This is a genomic window from Butyrivibrio sp. AC2005 (assembly GCF_000424145.1).
GTDB lineage: Bacteria > Bacillota > Clostridia > Lachnospirales > Lachnospiraceae > Butyrivibrio.
In genome coordinates, this window is sequence record NZ_AUJI01000018.1 from 88,888 (window position 1) to 106,543 (window position 17,656).

General features: G+C 38.9%; 13 protein-coding genes. All 13 read left to right on the forward strand.

The features are described from left to right. Positions 1-87: 87 nt before the first annotated feature. Positions 88-852 carry a helix-turn-helix domain-containing protein gene (locus G602_RS28655; RefSeq protein WP_049945086.1) on the forward strand — a complete coding sequence of 255 codons (765 nt, stop codon included), beginning with the start codon at positions 88-90 and terminating at the stop codon, positions 850-852. 109 nt (positions 853-961) lie between these two features. Then, on the forward strand, positions 962-1,810 hold the full coding sequence (locus G602_RS0106355; protein WP_026658238.1) for a hypothetical protein: 849 nt from the start codon (positions 962-964) through the stop codon (positions 1,808-1,810). A 12-nt stretch (positions 1,811-1,822) separates the two neighbouring features. Continuing rightward, entirely contained in the window at positions 1,823-2,329 is a 507-nt protein-coding gene (locus G602_RS0106360) for a hypothetical protein (protein WP_026658239.1), read from the forward strand. A 236-nt stretch (positions 2,330-2,565) separates the two neighbouring features. After that, positions 2,566-3,732, forward strand: a complete 1,167-nt coding sequence (locus G602_RS0106365) for a hypothetical protein (RefSeq protein ID WP_026658240.1) — start codon at positions 2,566-2,568, stop codon at positions 3,730-3,732. Positions 3,733-4,542: 810 nt separating this feature from the next. Next, positions 4,543-5,361: a ParA family protein gene (locus G602_RS25480; RefSeq protein WP_049945087.1), complete on the forward strand. Its 819-nt coding sequence runs from the start codon at positions 4,543-4,545 to the stop codon at positions 5,359-5,361. Further along, positions 5,354-5,824, forward strand: a complete 471-nt coding sequence (locus tag G602_RS0106375; RefSeq protein WP_026658242.1) for a hypothetical protein — start codon at positions 5,354-5,356, stop codon at positions 5,822-5,824. Before G602_RS25480 ends, G602_RS0106375 begins: the two co-directional genes overlap by 8 nt. A 53-nt stretch (positions 5,825-5,877) precedes the next feature. Continuing rightward, positions 5,878-6,891, forward strand: a complete 1,014-nt coding sequence (locus tag G602_RS0106380) for a ParB/RepB/Spo0J family partition protein (RefSeq protein ID WP_026658243.1) — start codon at positions 5,878-5,880, stop codon at positions 6,889-6,891. Between the two features lie 1,012 nt (positions 6,892-7,903). Then, positions 7,904-9,262 (forward strand): replication initiation protein, encoded by a 1,359-nt coding sequence (locus G602_RS0106385; RefSeq protein WP_196808603.1) that lies wholly within the window; start codon positions 7,904-7,906, stop codon positions 9,260-9,262. 267 nt (positions 9,263-9,529) lie between these two features. Then, positions 9,530-10,480, forward strand: a complete 951-nt coding sequence (locus G602_RS0106395) for a ParM/StbA family protein (protein WP_026658245.1) — start codon at positions 9,530-9,532, stop codon at positions 10,478-10,480. Between the two features lie 14 nt (positions 10,481-10,494). Then, positions 10,495-10,953, forward strand: coding sequence for a hypothetical protein (locus G602_RS0106400; protein WP_026658246.1), 459 nt, complete (start codon positions 10,495-10,497; stop codon positions 10,951-10,953). A gap of 165 nt (positions 10,954-11,118) precedes the next feature. Further along, on the forward strand, positions 11,119-11,478 hold the full coding sequence (locus G602_RS0106405; RefSeq protein WP_026658247.1) for a hypothetical protein: 360 nt from the start codon (positions 11,119-11,121) through the stop codon (positions 11,476-11,478). A gap of 147 nt (positions 11,479-11,625) precedes the next feature. Beyond that, the gene (locus tag G602_RS0106410; protein ID WP_026658248.1) at positions 11,626-15,354 is read left to right on the forward strand and encodes a hypothetical protein; all 3,729 of its coding nucleotides are present in this window, start codon (positions 11,626-11,628) and stop codon (positions 15,352-15,354) included. Beyond that, positions 15,354-17,654, forward strand: coding sequence for a C39 family peptidase (locus G602_RS0106415; protein ID WP_026658249.1), 2,301 nt, complete (start codon positions 15,354-15,356; stop codon positions 17,652-17,654). Before G602_RS0106410 ends, G602_RS0106415 begins: the two co-directional genes overlap by 1 nt. The last annotated feature ends 2 nt before the right edge of the window (positions 17,655-17,656 follow it).

Consider the following 17,656-nt stretch of genomic DNA (forward strand, 5'->3'; position numbering starts at 1 on the left):
ATTATTTTCTATATTATGTGATATAATTCAGATATAATTATGTCTAAAACAAATATATATATATGTAAACAAGGGGATTTAAAAATAATGGCAAATATAGGAAACGAAATAACAGGTTCAAGACTTAAAAGCCTTAGAGTTGAAGCTGGTCTTAATCAAAAGGAATTCTGTGCAAGGTTTTCAGATTTTTCCGTACGTAATACTGTATACAAATCCATGACTATATCTAACTGGGAGACAGGCAGAGTGCTCCCCACCACCACCGACATTATGAAATTAAGCGCTTTTTACAACGTTACTTCTGATTATATCCTCGGTCTTTCAGACAAAAGAGGCGATGAAGATGGTGATAATGTGACCTCTATCCAGGACAGGAAGATCAAGATCCCCTTCAATAAATTAAAGGACTATGACGGAAAACCTGTGTTTATCAGCGGTCCTACCGGTTCAATATCACCCCAGTGGGGAATCCTTTTATATAAGCAGAAGGTACTTGCTTGCCCTCATGACAACCTAAGAATTGCTCTTGATGCAAGATTCACCTACAGCACAACAGTACCGCAGGAACTCGCAACTAACAGGGATAGCGCTAATTACTATCTCGGTCTTGAAGACATCAAGAATATGAATGAAGTATACATCGAATCTATCTCACTTGATCCATTCCTCCGAGGACAGGTCAGCGGCTGGTACCATCACACTCCTGAAAAGACCTGTTTAATAAATGACAGAGGACTTACTCTTAGTTATGAAGGACTGGATGTATATTACAGAGCACTCGGCATTAGAAAAGCCACACTTAGTTCAACGAAAACGGCAAAAAGAAATCAGAACAAAGCAAAAAAGAAATAATATCCTTACTACTATTCCTTTTCAAGGCACATCAAAATGATGTGCCTTTTTCTTGCATAAATATATATAATAATATAATATATGTATAAATATAAGGAGGAATCAAACCATGTCACAGATCACTTGTAATTGCGGAAGTATATATGATTCTAGTTTTAAATTCTGTCCTGAATGTGCAGCTCCAAATCCTGAGTACGCTAATAAGCCGTCTGCAGATGCACAATCTCCCAGACCGATGAAAAAGAAATTTACTAAGGTAGGCGAGAGCAGCTTGAACAAAAGCACTTCTGAACAGGAACCACCTGCATCAAAAGCACCTTCTACTGCTGCTCCTTCCTCAATGCAGAGGAAAGTCACCCCAAAGAAGAACTACACAATAGTCAGACAGAATCCTGTGGTTTCTGCCACACCAATTCAGCATAAACCAGTTCAGCAAAACCCAATGCCTGAATCAAATGAACTTTTTGAAGAGTACGAAAATGACGAGGATGACGTATCTGCATTCCAGGATGCGGAAATCTACGAAGATTACGATTATGAAGACGATGAAACTACATTAGCTGAAACAGCACCAGTTGATTACGATGACGACGAGGATTACGAGGATGAGCATGAAGACACTGCAGAAGAAGTTCCTTCTCCTGTTCAGTCCGCTCCTCTGCTCAGAAGAAAAGGAAAAGTCCTTGCTGCTCCAACAATAAAAGGCGAAAGGAATATTTCTAATAAAACCATTACCCCGATGCCTAAGACAAAACGGATTGCACAGACAAAGTCCTCACTTGGAAAAGGAAAACCCGATTATGATCCAAACCACGATGGTTACTATGATGACAGGCTTCCCGCAATCCTGGACGAAGTCACTAAAACATCTCATATGGATGTGATTCTGAAAATAAGCCTTTCTGCAGTATGTATCGCCGGGCTTATAACATACTGCATATTCTACGTACAGATTTGATGAGGTGCACCAATGAATTTAACTAAGTTTATTCCTAAAAGACCGAAACTTTCATTTTCAGATCTTGATACACCCTATCAGTATCACTTTATAAAAGAATTAGCGTTCACAGCAGTTGGATTTATAGTCTGCACTGTCTTTTTCGTTTTCATAAGGCAATGGCTTTATATCCTGTTTGCCTTCTTAATAGCTGCAGGATATGCTCTCTATGTGATATGGCAGATATATAAATCACTATCTAACCAGGTTCTTGTAGTCGATGCAAAATGCATGGATCTTGAGCGAAAAGAAAACAAGCTCTTCGGGGCACTCTCAAAAGAGGCAACGACTTCAAAGACATGTACCCTTCTCCTTGAAAATGAGGAAGGCCTAAAATTCACACAGCCTGTAGCTTTTTCATCCAGCTATAAAACCGGAGACATAGTAAGGATATATGCTGATGACGGATCAATAAGCCAGTTAAATCAAAACACTTATACAATAATCAATCCCATCTTCATGCATGTCCTGAAATCATAACATTTACAAAAACTACAGATAATGGTATATTATAAATGTTATTTTTAGTATTTATTTATATATTATTGTTTGTAGAGCCTTGGTTTTTCCAGGGCTTTTATTTTTGCAAGGAGTCAGTGCTCTTAAAAACAAAGAGCTCTGGCTCTTTTTATATAAATCAATCTTATGTAGCAGGCTCAACCTGCTCATATACAGCACTTAACCTAAATCAAGTTTAAGAAAAGGAGAATCACATTATGGCAAAATTACTTAGCAAGGAAGAAACAAAGACATTTGGCAGCATTACAGAACTCAGGGACTTTAACACTCTTCAGGAAAAGTCATACAGCTGGGTGGAATATGACACAGTTGATGGAGAATATGTTCCTCTTGAGGACAACCCTATCTGCATCCCGATAATAAGGGATGACCTTCAGATATCTAAAGATGTCACAGATGAAACCATCTCAGATCAGATGGAGGACACAAAACTCGCTCTTAAATATCCTTCAGAACATGATATGAAATGCTATCCTGTAGGTCCTACTGCTTACCGCGGTGTTTTGGAACGTGTCGGAGGTACATGTCCTGCGCTTACTTCCTTAAAAGAAACAAGGTCAAGGAATGAAGTCAGCCCTACTGATAAGGCTGCAATATGCAATATGCTCACCAAGTATACAAAAGGAAAAAGCCTTTTGCTAGTAGGTGACGAGCTTGTACTTGCAGATTTGTCAAGTGACTATGTAAGACTTCCTTTCTCAGATCTTTTAGACATTACAGAAAAGGAGCTGAGCGACAAATTCGAATATGTACGTTATGTACAAGGGACTGTTTCTCACGAATCATCATCTGCGGAATTTCTGTTCCAGGATAATGAAACTGACAGCAACCTTTTGGATGCATTTGGCAGGATTGGGATTGACACTACCGATTACAATGCACACATAAAGGTACTCACTTCAGATGTTGGTCTTTCCGGCGCAAACATCTACCCTTTCATCAGAAGTGAAAAAACAGGAAATCAGATAAGTATTGGTACACCTATTAAACTTGAACATATCGGCAGCGCTGACATGGATAAGTTTAAAACCAATCTTCTCTCCTGTTTTGCTTCTTTTATGGAATGCTCTGAGCATCTAGATGAAATGGAACGTATTAAGATCAGCAACCCAGCTGATACTGTCTACAATATCGGACACAAAGTTGGCCTTCCGGAAAAACTCATCAAAGAGGCATACGAAGATTTTAATAGTGAATTTGCATTTTCATGCAAGGGTACAGACATCTATGTGAAATTATTTGATGTTCTTGATACATATGTTTCTGATGAAAACGTATCTGATATTCGACAGATGCAATTAAACGAGAATATCACAAGAATATGCTTCTATAGTCTTACAAAATTTGATATGCCGGCATTTTAATTTGTGTCAAAATAATGAGTCGATTCTGATTACACTTGTGTATCATGATCGGCTCTTTATATTTGTCCTTTTAACGTGCTTTTAAAATCTTTTTTGATATAATTATCCAAAATAAAAAAAATCCTTCTATTCGTCCAAATATTCACAAATAAGGCTATTCGATTATTTTACGTATCTTTTCCTTTTTTCTGCCAAAATTTGCAATAATGTATTTATGTATTTATGTCACACATAAATACATAATCATATTTTGCATTTATTAGTACTTTTACATTTATATTTATGTCACTATGTAATTATGTAAATATATAAATATTAAATATTGTCACTATGCAAAACATATATATTTCTATACAGTAATTATATAATTATGTATTTATGCATTTATGTTTAATTGTAATTATGTTATTATATTTATATGTATTTATGTATTATATATTTTATGTTTTTATGTATTAATTGTATTATGTATTTATGTATTTTATATATTATGTTATTATGTTACTATGTTTTTATTCATTCATGTTTTTGTGTATTATAGTTTTTATTTAATTATGTATTCATATTTTTATTATTTTATGTTTATATGTAACTTTGTATTCATTTTTTTATGTATTTATTATTTCATTTTTTTATGTTATTATGTATTTGTGTGTGATTGTTTTTATATAAATATGTTTTCATATAATTTTTATTTACATTTATTATCAGTGACATTAACACATTAAATATGAATTCAAAAATGTAAATATGTATTTATGTCACACATATTTACATATTTACATTTATCCCACATCAGGAGGAAATAAAATGGCCTTAAAAATCGGAATAGTTAATCAAAAAGGTGGCGTCGGGAAAACAACAACTGCAATCTGTTTGACTGATGCATTCACACAGATTGGATATAAGACACTTATAATCGACTTTGATCCTCAGGCAAACACAACAAGTGTTTTTAACGTTGGAACACCTGAAAAAACAATCTATGACAGCATAATCAAGAAAGTGCCTTTAAAAGATGTTGTTATAACTGGTAATGCAATGGGAGATCTTGTTCCATCCAATAATGATTTCAAAAAAGCTTCAGCTGACCTTGTAGTTGGTAAAAATGGTGAAAACAAGCTCAAAAATGCAATAGCAGAAATAGAAGACGACTATGAAGTAATAATCATTGATTCTGGCCCGACAGCCGGAATAATGATGGATAACGTACTTGCTGCTGTAGACGGAGTAGTAATTCCCATGGAGCCTGAGCAGTTCGCAATTGATGGACTGGTATCACTTATAGGAAATATTATCGAGGACAGAGAAGAGCTTAATCCAAACCTTGAAATCTATGGCCTTCTTCTTACAAAGTACGACAAGAAAAAAGCTCCGCACAGAAAAACATATGAGCAGTTTAAAAATCTCGATGAAACAATTATCCATAAGTTCAATACAATAATACGAGATACTGCCGCAATCCCGAGCGTACATGGTTTTAAGAATATTGACACCCCTAAAGACAAATCCGAAGAAAGAATACTAAATGCACAGGGTTCAATCTTCAAATACGGTGCAAATAACAACGGAACCAAAGACTATTTGGCATTTGCTAAAGAATTATTGGAGGTGATCAGCGATGAATGATATGTTTGCAGGATTAGATAAACTGAATATCAAAGGACAGAACAAGAAGACTGTAAAAGCAGAAAAGCCTGTTGAAGATAAAAAGGTAAAGGAAACTGTTGCAGAAGAAAAGGTAAAAGAAACAGTTGTAGAAACAGCACCTGTTGAGGCAAAAATCGTAGAAGCACCTAAAGAGGAGGTACCTGTAATAGTTGAAGTCCCTGAAAAAGAAAATATTCCTCCTCAGACCAGCAGACGCGGCCGTAAACCAAGTGAAAATCCGATGGAGCGTGATTTTATATCAGTTAATATTGGTGATGGTGTAAGAGAAGATCTTGTATATCTCTGCCGCAGGCATGAAAAGCAGACCGGCAAAAAAAGCGTGGGTCTTGCAACCTACATAAGACACCTTATCGAAAAGGATATTGAAGAAAACAAGAAATATCTCGATGCAGCAAGAGCATTTGAAAAAGAATTTGAGTAAAATGATTACTGCTTATCATGCATACTGAGCTTTGAAAGGAGCATAGCAAATATATGCCAGAAATAAAGAGAAAATCCACCGATATTCGTATGGATAAAATAGATTACAATCCTGAAAATACAAGCATTTTCAACATGGATGAAATAGAGAGCCTGGCAAAGCGCATCGAAGAAGAAGGATTTACTTCCGCGATTCTCGTTTATCAAAAGGATGATGGAAGATACGAAATTCTTTCAGGCCACAGACGCTATGAGGCCATGAAGCTTTTAAACTCAAAGACAATTCCAGCAGATGTCTTATCCGGTATAGAATCAGAAACCCAGAGGGATCTTATACTCCTTAGCAGTAATATAGCAAACAGAAAGCTTGCACCGCTTGATATGGCAAGAGCCATAGAGTTCTACAAAGGCATTCTCGACAGAGATCCAAATTTCAAAGGCAATAAGAAATTTGCTACTGCAGAGTATTTTGGCATTACTCCGACCAATGTAATTAGGTATTCTGTAATCCTGAAGCTTATTCCAGAGTTACAGGAATACTGCAAGAAGCCAAATTTCCCCTATTCATCGCTTAGTAAGGCAGCAAGTCTTACCAAAAGTGAACAGAAGGAACTTTTAAACAAGCTTATCCGACTGGAAGCTGACGAAAAAAATATAAGCGAGGAAGAAGTCGATAAGGACGAGATCCTTTTCTCAAGAACAAGGGTAGAGCAGATAATAAACACCATGGTTAAGACTAAAGAAAATGCTCAGAAGAAGGAAATTCAAAATAAAAACAATGATTTTCCCATGAATGAGCCTTCTGAGGATACATCGTATGAAGTCGAGGATCTTTCATCCCTTATAGTCAGAGAAGATAGTATTGAAGACGGTCAGACAATAAGCTTTGATGACCTTGTAGCAAATGAAGAAGAGTATGTATCGATAAATCTTGGAGGCTTTGATCAGGCCAGAATCATGATTGAAAGTTATAAAAACATGGCAAAAAGTAATGCAGACAAAAAAGCAATTAAAGAAAAACTGTCTGAATTACGACAGATCATCAAAGATCTTGAAAATAATCTATGAAATGGGTTATAAAGGAGTCATAAAAGGCTCCTTTATTTTTATTAATCTGTCTAAGGTAGAAATAAAAGTAAAGAAAATAGTATAGATAGTATAAGGATAAATGATAATCCCAGTAATAGTGCGGTTTCTGAGACTTCTGTCACGACAGATAATCCAATAATAAGCGACAGATTATCCAAAATACCGCGACAGATAATCCTAGTAAGACGGACAAATCATCCTATGACTACGACAGATTATCCAATGTAAAAAAGACAAATCTTCCTAATGTCGGTTTCCGACACTTTTTCCTATAAAATAAGTCCATATTACAATAAAAAGCTGGTATTTTAAGAGATTACATGCTTTAAATGTGTGAGTAGTATGTTTTCAATCTGTTCCGACAAATGATTTAAATGTCGGTTTCCGACAGAAATTCCTATAAAAGAATGGTATTTTATTATAAATCCGACAGATTTTCCTATAAAATCAAGCTTTTTACTATCAATCCGACAGATTTTCCTATGATGTTTTGTCGTTTATTATTAAACCGACGTATTTTCCAATAAAGAATATCTTCCGAAAAACGACAAATTATCCAATCACCTATTTGGGGATTCAGACTGGAATAAAAAGAGAAGTATTTCATTATAAAGGCAGATGTTTTCTACATTTTTGTATAATGTGAGCATCAGAAGATGAAATAGAAACGACAAAAAATCCAATCTGTACGACAAATAAATAAAATGTCGTTTTTTGGCGTTAAACGACAGATTTTCCAATGGAAAAGACATTCAGATTTTAGCTTCTGGAAGAATGTTAACGTGATGTTATCCGACAAATAATCCAATAGAAAAGTCAGTAATAATGCGGCTTAGGGGCTAAAACAGACAAGCGCGCTCTTTGTCGGAATCAGTAGTAAAACCGACAAATGTTCCAATTGCCTTTTATTGACAAACACATGCCGGTCAGATAGTATTAAGAAAAGACATATGTTTTTCTTGTCGGAATTAGTTGGGGGAATACAATGGCCATGAAAAACAAAAATCGGCCTCTTATAGATTCTCTGGGACAGATCGAGCATCAGACGACACTTACCACAGAGGGTGGGATCATTGATCAGGATGAATTAAAGCCTGAAATTGTCGATGCAAACGGTCTTTCTGTCGTATCAGAGGATGAAGAACGATTAAAAGAATATATAAAAGAAGCCATTTCTGTTTCGAGTTTTGTAGAAACATTCAAAGATAATGCGCATGATACGCTGATCAAGCTCCTTGCACTGCAGGATAATAAGAATCCTCTAAAAAAAGGAGGAGCCGGCATTGCTTACAGGACAGATGTACTTCTTATGCACTGCAAGATGGAATTTTCCACGGAGGAGAATATCGTATTTGATTCCATTCTTGGAATGATATCAACATTTCCTGAGAATAATTCTTACAGGCTTGAACCTGCTTCTTTCCAGAGATTTGTAAAATACAGCGACAATAGTTATATTTACAAGATTTTCAAAAAGGGTACGGAAAAGTTAAAGAAAAGGCACTTGGAATTTGAGTTTGATGGAGATGATGAAGTAACTGTCCCGTGGTTTGATGTACTTCATTACCACGGAGCCAAGAGCAAGGGGACGGATGTAGCGTATATTGAATTTGTTCCTACGGATTTTTTCAAGGATCTCGCTCTTTGTTCCGGAATAGTACATGGTGCTTATGGAAAGCTGGAGGTTACTACACAGCTACAGGGTAAATATACGATCGCTTTATACTGGTTCCTTGAATCAAAGAAGAGATTCAGGGAATATCCGGGAGCACCTGAAGGAGTATTTACTATCTCAATAGATGATTTCAAATACCAGTTTTCAATACCGAAGTCATATCAGACAAATGACATCAAGAGAAGGGCATTGGAGCCTGCAAAGCAGAGCATAAATGCTATTCAGGAATGCGATTTCACTTTTGACTATACAGAGCGTAAAAATCACGGTGTAACAGTCGGATATCAGTTTGTTATCAAGAATAAGCAGTCCATCGGTTCATCAGCGGGCGAAGTAAAGAAACTGGAAGATAAGACAGATGATCCACTGTTTTCAAAGGTGAAGATCTTTCTTGAGTCATCGGACATCCAGTTTACAGATGAACAGATAGTCAGTGTTTGTGACCAGGCTAAGAGATGTGGTAAGGATGCAAAGGACATGATGCAGATTATTGTCGCATTCAGAAAACGTCTTGATGACATGACCCATGAACCGGTAGAAGAGCCTTTGAAATACCTGTGTAAGATGATAGGTCTTCAAGATCAGTCTGAGCAGGTAAAGAGAAACAAATTTAACAGTTTTACTCAGAACTCATATAACTATGAGGATCTGGAAAAACAGTTATTAGACAACTAAAGAATATAGAGATATAGAAGGAAGGAGTTGATGCTCCTTCTTTTTTTATGTGAAAAAAGGCTGTTTCATGTTTAATTGGCATTTTTTATTGGAAAATGGCCCAAGTAAAATGAGGTTCACGGTGGACCTTTAGTCTTAAAAAAAGGCTCTATCATGCTAAAACAAGGTGGTTTAAGTGAAAAAGGAATATTTTATTATAAAAGCATTGATATATAAATATATATATGCTATGTTATATTATATCAACATGAAAGGAGAAACGATGTAATGAAATCTATCAACATTGGGGTGGACGTAGGCAATTACGACACCAAGACATCACACACATCAATCCCTAGCGGCTATAGGGAATACGCAAGCAAACCTGAAATCGCAACAAGAATACTGGAATTCAATGGCAAATACTTCGTTCCGGAGATATCAGAGAGAAAGCCATATGTGGCAGATAAGACCGAGAATGACCAGTGCCTTATCCTTACGATTCTTGGAATTGCAGAAGAGCTTCTTTTTATAGCAAAAGAAAATGTCGGGAAAGGAGATATCCAGCAGGAGCTTGATAAGTATGACCACATAAGGCTAGGAGTCGGACTTCCGCCAGGACATTTTAATGCCTATGCTGCAAAGACCTTGAATTATTACAAAGAGAAGTTCGCGGGTGTAAATGAATTCAGATACAAGAACTATTCATTCAGATTTGAGGTTGAGACCATTAGACTGTTCCCGCAGGATTTTGTGGCTGTGTACAAGAACCAGCACTGCATGACCTCTAAGAAGAAAAGATATTACATTGTTGGGATCGGAGGGGGAACGACAGACGTTGTTCCTGTAGTAAACGGACAGCCTGATGTAAACAACTGTGTATCATTGCCACTTGGAACAAGGGTGATGTACAGGAAAATCAGTGCAGAGGTTCAGAGGCAGTTCGGAGAAATCCTTGATGAAAACCTTGTCGAAGATGTGCTTCTGGATGAAGAAACAAGCCTGCCGGATGAATTTATTTCTCTGATCAAAAAGGGTGCAGATGCCCATTTTGAGGAGATAATAAATGGATGCATCCAACAGGGTGCAAAGCTTTCTCTCTATCCTGTTGTATTTTATGGCGGTGGAGGACTCCTTCTGAGAGAACAGATAGAGAACAGTAACATGCTTAAGAACCCTGAGATACTAGAAGATGTGAATGCCAATGCCAAGGCCTATGCTCTTTGCCTTGGAGCATAAGAAAGGAACATGCTATGCCTTTTGAGAAGAAAAAGAAATATAAGACTGCAAAAGATTACAAGCAGAAAACAATTTATCTGAATGAAAGCGATCCGTATCAGAACGAGTGCTATAAAGTGCTTGAACTATGCGGACATAAGCAGGCAAAGTTCTTGGGGCTTTTAGTTCATGACTATGTCCAGAAAATCGGAATCAATGTGGAATGTATTGATGATAAAGGATTCAAAAAGATCATAGGACTGCTTGAAGAGCAGGTTAAAGGCGGTATTACAGCTCCGTTACCCCAGATGGGAATGATGATGCAGCCTGTAATGATGCAGCAGGTTCCGTACCAGGCGATGGACAAAATAACATCTATGCCACAGCTCTTAAGGGCAGAAGAAGAGCCACAAGATGAGGAAGATGAAGAACCTTTCAAAGCAGAAGACCTTGGAGATATGAAGGATGCACTGAAAGCATTTGGAGTGTGCTGAGGCAAAAGATTCAATATACTGTTTACAAATATATTTTTTGGTATTATATTATTATTGTTATATTTAGTAGTGATTGTTAATTAGGGCGAGTATTTTGTTTTTTTGCAAAATACCGCCCTTTTTATATGCTGCAAAAACAAAAAACATAAAAAGGAGGAGTTGTACATGACTTCAAGAATGAATGAAGCTGTAAAGAGTGCAGCAATGAAGGCATCAGCTTTTGGGGCGATCGCAGTGGCAAGGGCAAGCTACCTTGTTTACTCAACAGATGCGTTTGACAAGGCAGGGGTTGTAACAGACAATCTCAGAGGAAGGCTGATGGAACTTGCTGAAAAGTTATTCCCGCTTGCAATCGTTATCTGCGCAGTGGCAATGTTCTTCACCAGGGATCAGAAGACATTTGATGCAGAAAAGCGTATCCTTATCGGATGCTGCCTTGCGTTTGTACTTATTTGTCTCTGTGACACTGCAAATGCTGATGTTGTTCAGACAATCAAAAACTTGTTCAGTGCAAAAAAATCTTAACAGAGAACAAAATGGAATGGTATGAAAAACTCCCGTATATGTGATATGTGGGAGTTTTTTCTTGTCAATACAATATAATTTTGCATATAATATAATAATAAATATATTTTGAATGATATTATAAATTTTCATAAAGGAGTGTAGAACATGATTGAGCAATATCTGTATTCAATCCCGAGAAGTAAGAAGATCTTCTATGGAATTCTTTTGACATGGCTTTTTTTGGCGCTCTTATCGTATAGGGTTAATTGCGGGTTCTTCACCTGGATCGCAGGTGAGATTACAGACAACATAACTGATGAGATATTTACATCGATAAATCAGTCACTTGGAGAGGCAATAGGGGCACTGATCGACTGGTTCTTCAATGTTATCTTAAAACCGCTTGGGCCCCAGCTCAAAACCTTTACTGACAATACAAATTTTGCCAGTGTCTCACTTGCAGATTTTATCGACAGATTTTCCATATTCACCGGAATGTTCCTGGCGACACTTATTTTTGGTTTTGGCATCTGCATCTATTTTCTAAGTGGAAAAATAACAGATTCCAGAGACACTCCTATCAGCCTTTTCGCAAGATACTGCATTGCGATAGCTATCTGTTACCAGCATAAGCCGATATATGAAACCATAATAAAAATAATAGATGATGTTTTCTCATCCATGACCTATTCGTTATCTAAAAGCATGATGAAAGAGGAAGGGTTTCTGAATATAGTTGCAAAAACAGCTGACGATAAATTGGAAATATTCGGCAAAGAAGTAGTATTAGACTTTGTTTTCCCGGGAGTAGGGTTAATAGTCCTTATCATTCAGCTCATCCTTATCTGGAAACTTATCAAAGGGTTCTTGAAACTATACTGCGAGATGGTTTCAAGATACATCGTTACGATAGTGCTTTTGCTGTTGTTTGCCGCTTTTGGAGGAACAATAGTATCAAATAATACCTCATCAATATTTAAATCCTATTTAAGAACAATGTTTTGCAGCTTTTTGGTAATGATCTTTAACATGGTCTGGTTCAAGGGATGTTTCTTTGCGGTACTTGGAGGAAATAAGTTTACATTCATCCAGTACATATTTGTTCTTGAGCTGCTTGCTTTCGGACTCAAATTTGACGGGATGCTAAGAAGCATGGGACTTGGCGTAGCTACGGGCGGATCCAGGATAGGAAATGCCATAGGAGGTGCAGGACGGAATATAGCCAATGCAATGAGACTGGCTAATGATGCGAGAAAAGCCGGTGGAAGTCTTCTTCAGGCGAGAGGTCTTGCATCAAATAATCCTGACATATTCAGACTTGGAACCAAGATGGCAGCTGGTCCGTTTGATGCACTTAATCCAGGCCAGGGTGGAATCATGCAGATGGCAGCAATGAATGGTGCAAAGGGCAGGAAGCTTTCTGATGATCTTGTAACACCCAAGGATGCTGCACAGATAATGAACTTTGCAGCAAAGAATCCTGGAAACAGGGATGCCATGAATGCACTTAATGGCCTTTCTGATAACAGTATACTTGCCGGAGCCAAGTATATGGCTGCCCAGAATGGAATCAAAGTTAATGACGCTTCCGTATGCCAGTTCAGAGGAACTGATGGCAAACAGCATACCGGAATCAGGATCAGTGGAGAAAAAGCTCAGCTCGACAGTAATGGAATGCCTGTACTTGATAAGAATGGAAAACCCAAAACACATGATGTAAACGGAATCATCAGTGATGCGAGGGCATTCGATTCAAGTCAGATGATCGGTGATGAAAGCATGGCAATGGGACTTCACTGTGATAATACACTTAAGAATGGTGAAACCTGCAACGTATCCGATGCCGCTGATGTTGCCGGTCAGAGTACTGCTGATGCACTTGGCAGAGCACAGGAGAACGGCCTTGGTCTTGGCGACAATGCATATCTTGAGAAGGATGGAAGGGACAGTAACGGACAGGATGCTTTTAATGTTTACGATAACGGAAAGCAGGTAGGCACAATAGCAGGAGGAGAGTTTACAGCCGCTGCTGATCTAAACTCCGTAAGTGGTGATGGATTAAGGCAGGCAGAGGCCAAGGAAGAAATACTAAGCCAGCCCGGGGTAGCAGATGTTGGAGACATGAAAGCAACAGGATATACAGCAACTGCCAGGAACAGTAATGGAGAAGATGTATATCTGGCTGCTACGTTTTCAACTAATGCTGACGGATCTTCCACAGCAACAATCACTAATAGCGCGACCGGAGAAAGTTCTTCTTTTAATGTTCCGGAGGGAACGTCATACTCAGATGCATTATCTTCAGAGGATGCAAAGCATGCAGCAAGCAGTGTGAGCGGTGGTGGTGAAGTATCTTCCTTTGAACCGACATCCTATAGTGCTACTGCTTATGACTCAGATTCAGCGCAGTCACTTACTGCAACCGTTGAATCTAATGGCGACGGTTCCAGCACGGCTACTATAACAGGAGAAAATGGACGAAGTGCAAGCTTTACTGTTCCTGAAGGTGCTACTTTTGATGATGCCCTTACTTCAGAAGAAGGACAGAATGCACTTAGCAGTGTTGGAACGGGTGGAAATATTACCGAGTTTACGCCAACTGGATTTAGCGCAGAGGCAGTTGGCGAAGATGGTTCTGTATCTTCACTTTCTGCAAGATTTGAGAGCAATGATGATGGCTCTGCGACAGGAATAGTGACTAATATGGATACGGGTGAATCAGCGGCATTTAATGTACATGAAGGGGCAACACTGGACGAAGCATTTGCATCAGGGGAAGCCCAGAATGCAATCAGCAGTATAAGCGGTGGAGCAGAGGTTTCTGATTTTACGCCAAGTGAGTACAGCGCTATTTCATTAGATGAGAATCCATCCGGGGCGACACTTTCAGCAACATTTGAAGCAAATGATGATGGTTCAGGAACCGGAACGATCACAAATAATTCAACCGGTGAATCAGCAAGTTTTGATGTATCTGTTGGAACAACTTATGAAGACGCCCTGTCATCGAATGAAGCAAGAGCAGCTATTGGAAATGTAACTAATAGTGACATAGTGACAGAATTTACACCTTCCGAATATGGAGCATTTGCCACAGCTGATAGCGGATATGCAGCATCCACGGTATCTGTAGCATTTAGTGATAACGCTGATGGTTCTTCAACTGCGACTCTTACAAATTCAGACACAGGGGAAAGTACCAGTTTTGATGTGCCACAGGGAATAGCCTATGATGAAGCTTTAATGTCAGAAGAAGCCCAGAAAGCGGTAAGCAGCATAACCGGTGGAGGAACAGCCGATGCATTTATCCCCAGTGACTATACAGTTCCGGTTACAGGGGATGACGGAAGCAGCAGTAATTACCATGTCAGATTTGATGGAAACAGTGATGGAACATATGACGCTCATATAAGCGATGCAAATGGAAATAATGTAAGCGCATACAGCTCGAAAGATGACACATATGGAAACAGCATCAGAGATGAAATCTTGAGTAATAGGGAAAAATACGGAGCTTTTGATTCTGTTTCAGCCTTTGAGGAGATTGAAGGAAAACCTGGAGTATATCAGGCAACCGCAACAAAGGGAGAGATACAGACAATCATTACAGCAACAGATAAGGGAATATATGCAGAATCCAGCAGGAACGACGATCCAAGAAGCGCTATGTTTGTTTCTGAGAATTATTCAGGTAACAGAGTCGCATATGATGTGAATTTTGGAAAATCCTATGATTCCACTAAGAAAAATTATGGAAGTAACAGAACCTACAACCCAGTATTTGGGGAAGAACAGCAGCAAAATGATGAAGCCAGAGATAGAACTTTCAATAATGGAAATAAATCCAAACCTAAGGTAGGCAGAAGAAATAATGGCAGGAAAGGTGGAAGATAATGACAGATGATTTTAGTATTCGTGAGAATATGGAAAACGATGCTAAAGACGCCAAAGAAGACATTAAAACCGTTGCCAGGCCTCTTGATAATAAGATAAAGGACAAGATTGAGGATGAGGTTGGAAACAGGATAGCTAAGCATATAGCTGAACAGGGTGCTAAATCTGCAGCCCAGGCAGCTGCGCAGACAGCTGGTACAGCCAGTGCGGCAGGAGCTGCAGGTGCAGCCGGGGTAAATGCAGTTGCAGCCGGAACAGGTAGTGCTGCAGCGGGCGGAGCTGCAACAGGTGGTGCAGCCGCAGGAGGAGTTGCTGCAGGCGGGGCAGTTGCTGAAGGTGCAGCTGCAGGTTCTGCCGGTGGTCCTGCTGGCATTGTCGTTGGAGCAATAATTGGTGCTGCTATAGCACTGGCTTCTGCAGTAAAGAAAGAAACCGATATTTCACTGGATGAGGATGATCCAGATGGAACGAAAATCAATGCAGTATTCCTGGTGATTGTGATCTTGTTAATAGGATTTACGACGATATGTGGGACGCTTATTTCAAAAGGAGTTGCTTCAACAGTATCGGTCGGACAGGAAACAGAGTTTCAGAACACAGTCGTTGAAGGGAAGAACATGGCTCCGGCAGGTGAACGGTATAAGGATGGTACTGTGCTTATGGAGTTTAACAATAAGCTTCCACTCAAAAATGCCATCTGGCAGTATACGTTTGGAAAAGGTGAAGGTGATGAAAAATACGGAGATGGCACAAAGGAAGGACTCCGTAAGACCTTTTCAAATGCGATAAGAAAGCATTGCTGGAATGTTGTTAAGCAGCTTGAAAAGCATACAGGAAGTATAGGCATTCATCCCTACGATAGTGACAGATCACTGGATTCGTTTTATCAGAACAGATGGCCATATGATTTAAGTTCAAAATCCCATACACCCCTTATTGGTGATGTACTGATTCCGAACACAGAGTTTTATGGACATACCTATGAAACATGGAACCCCAGATATGATGATGTGAACTTTGCAGAAATATTTGCAGTATTCAGCATGACGGATACTGTAGCAAATGGAGCACATTATGGATTTGACTGGGGAGATGTAAACTACAGTGACTTTATGGAATATCTCCAAAAAGAGGAATGCTATAAGTACATGTATGAGCTTGGACTTAAATGGGTTCCTGTCTACAGGGGAGAGAAAGTAGTCGTGGTGGAAAATGATCCAAATACGGATGCTGATGATACGACTTACATAGAAACTGTTGTTGCAGAACCATATGAGTATGATTCGCCGGAAGAGTGTAAAGGAGCCCCTGATTCCATCACATGGGATGGCGCTACATGCTACTGGGAAGAATACTATGTCAAGGTAACAGTTAAGCCAATGGGACTTAGAGAGCTCTTTGCTATGGCGTTCAATACCACAGACCCCGTAGCAGCATCCAATCAGAAGCATGTGAATTTTTACCTGCACCAGAACCTGTATATGCTTGAATATATTGAACGTGTGACTAGGATATATCAGCGTGATGATAAGGTTAATTATTCGATAGACGGCTATGTAGTATCTGATGGAAATGACCCGCTTGGCCCTTCTTACAACAAGCCTAGAAACAATCGCAGTCCTGTATGGCAGGATGTCAGAGACAATGAATGGCTTAAGGAAAAGGGATGGCAGGGTAAAGGCAGAAGCCCCTGGTACTATATAGAGATCACATACAACGATAAGTTTGATGAAATAGAATGGGAGGAAGCCCCTGGAGAAACACCACCACCTGGAGGTTTTGAAATTCCTGAAGGAGGGAAGATCCTTGATATGTATGAATACATAAATCAGGCTGATTATGACACCATTAAAAGAGGTGAGTCCAATGAGACTGTGGCGTTTTCTGGATGCCTTGACTGTTCTGTGGCAATGATAGCGATGTACTACAAAAGATATCATATTCCGATCACAGAAGTAAGTAAGCATGTAAATTCTGAAGGAAGCCTTCGTACAGGAGATGCACTCGCTGAGTTCGGACTAAGCTCCAGTGGAAATATAGCTTCAAGTGTAATTGAAGGAGTCATTAGTGAAATAGAGGCTGACAGGCCTGTTATACTGCATATCAGAGGATTCTGGACATCAGGTGAGGATGGAAGAGTACTTCACGGAACGAAAAATGGACATTTCCTTGTAGGAATGGGTTATGACATGACCGGATTATATGTTTACGATCCCGGTAAAAAGGCCAATTGGCACATATCTTACAATGACTGGGCACATGTAAATGATCTGTATTACAGACGTGTAACGCAGAATTAGGA

Excerpts from the sequence above, each read along its gene's own strand:
- G602_RS0106385 (WP_196808603.1), top strand. The coding sequence starts at position 7,904 with ATGAAAAACAAAAATCGGCCTCTTATAGATTCTCTGGGACAGATCGAG.
- G602_RS0106355 (WP_026658238.1), top strand. The coding sequence starts at position 962 with ATGTCACAGATCACTTGTAATTGCGGAAGTATATATGATTCTAGTTTT.
- G602_RS0106410 (WP_026658248.1), top strand. The coding sequence starts at position 11,626 with ATGATTGAGCAATATCTGTATTCAATCCCGAGAAGTAAGAAGATCTTC.
- G602_RS0106400 (WP_026658246.1), top strand. The coding sequence starts at position 10,495 with ATGCCTTTTGAGAAGAAAAAGAAATATAAGACTGCAAAAGATTACAAG.
- G602_RS0106415 (WP_026658249.1), top strand. The coding sequence starts at position 15,354 with ATGACAGATGATTTTAGTATTCGTGAGAATATGGAAAACGATGCTAAA.
- G602_RS0106375 (WP_026658242.1), top strand. The coding sequence starts at position 5,354 with ATGAATGATATGTTTGCAGGATTAGATAAACTGAATATCAAAGGACAG.
- G602_RS0106380 (WP_026658243.1), top strand. The coding sequence starts at position 5,878 with ATGCCAGAAATAAAGAGAAAATCCACCGATATTCGTATGGATAAAATA.
- G602_RS0106395 (WP_026658245.1), top strand. The coding sequence starts at position 9,530 with ATGAAATCTATCAACATTGGGGTGGACGTAGGCAATTACGACACCAAG.
- G602_RS0106365 (WP_026658240.1), top strand. The coding sequence starts at position 2,566 with ATGGCAAAATTACTTAGCAAGGAAGAAACAAAGACATTTGGCAGCATT.
- G602_RS25480 (WP_049945087.1), top strand. The coding sequence starts at position 4,543 with ATGGCCTTAAAAATCGGAATAGTTAATCAAAAAGGTGGCGTCGGGAAA.
- G602_RS0106360 (WP_026658239.1), top strand. The coding sequence starts at position 1,823 with ATGAATTTAACTAAGTTTATTCCTAAAAGACCGAAACTTTCATTTTCA.
- G602_RS0106405 (WP_026658247.1), top strand. The coding sequence starts at position 11,119 with ATGACTTCAAGAATGAATGAAGCTGTAAAGAGTGCAGCAATGAAGGCA.
- G602_RS28655 (WP_049945086.1), top strand. The coding sequence starts at position 88 with ATGGCAAATATAGGAAACGAAATAACAGGTTCAAGACTTAAAAGCCTT.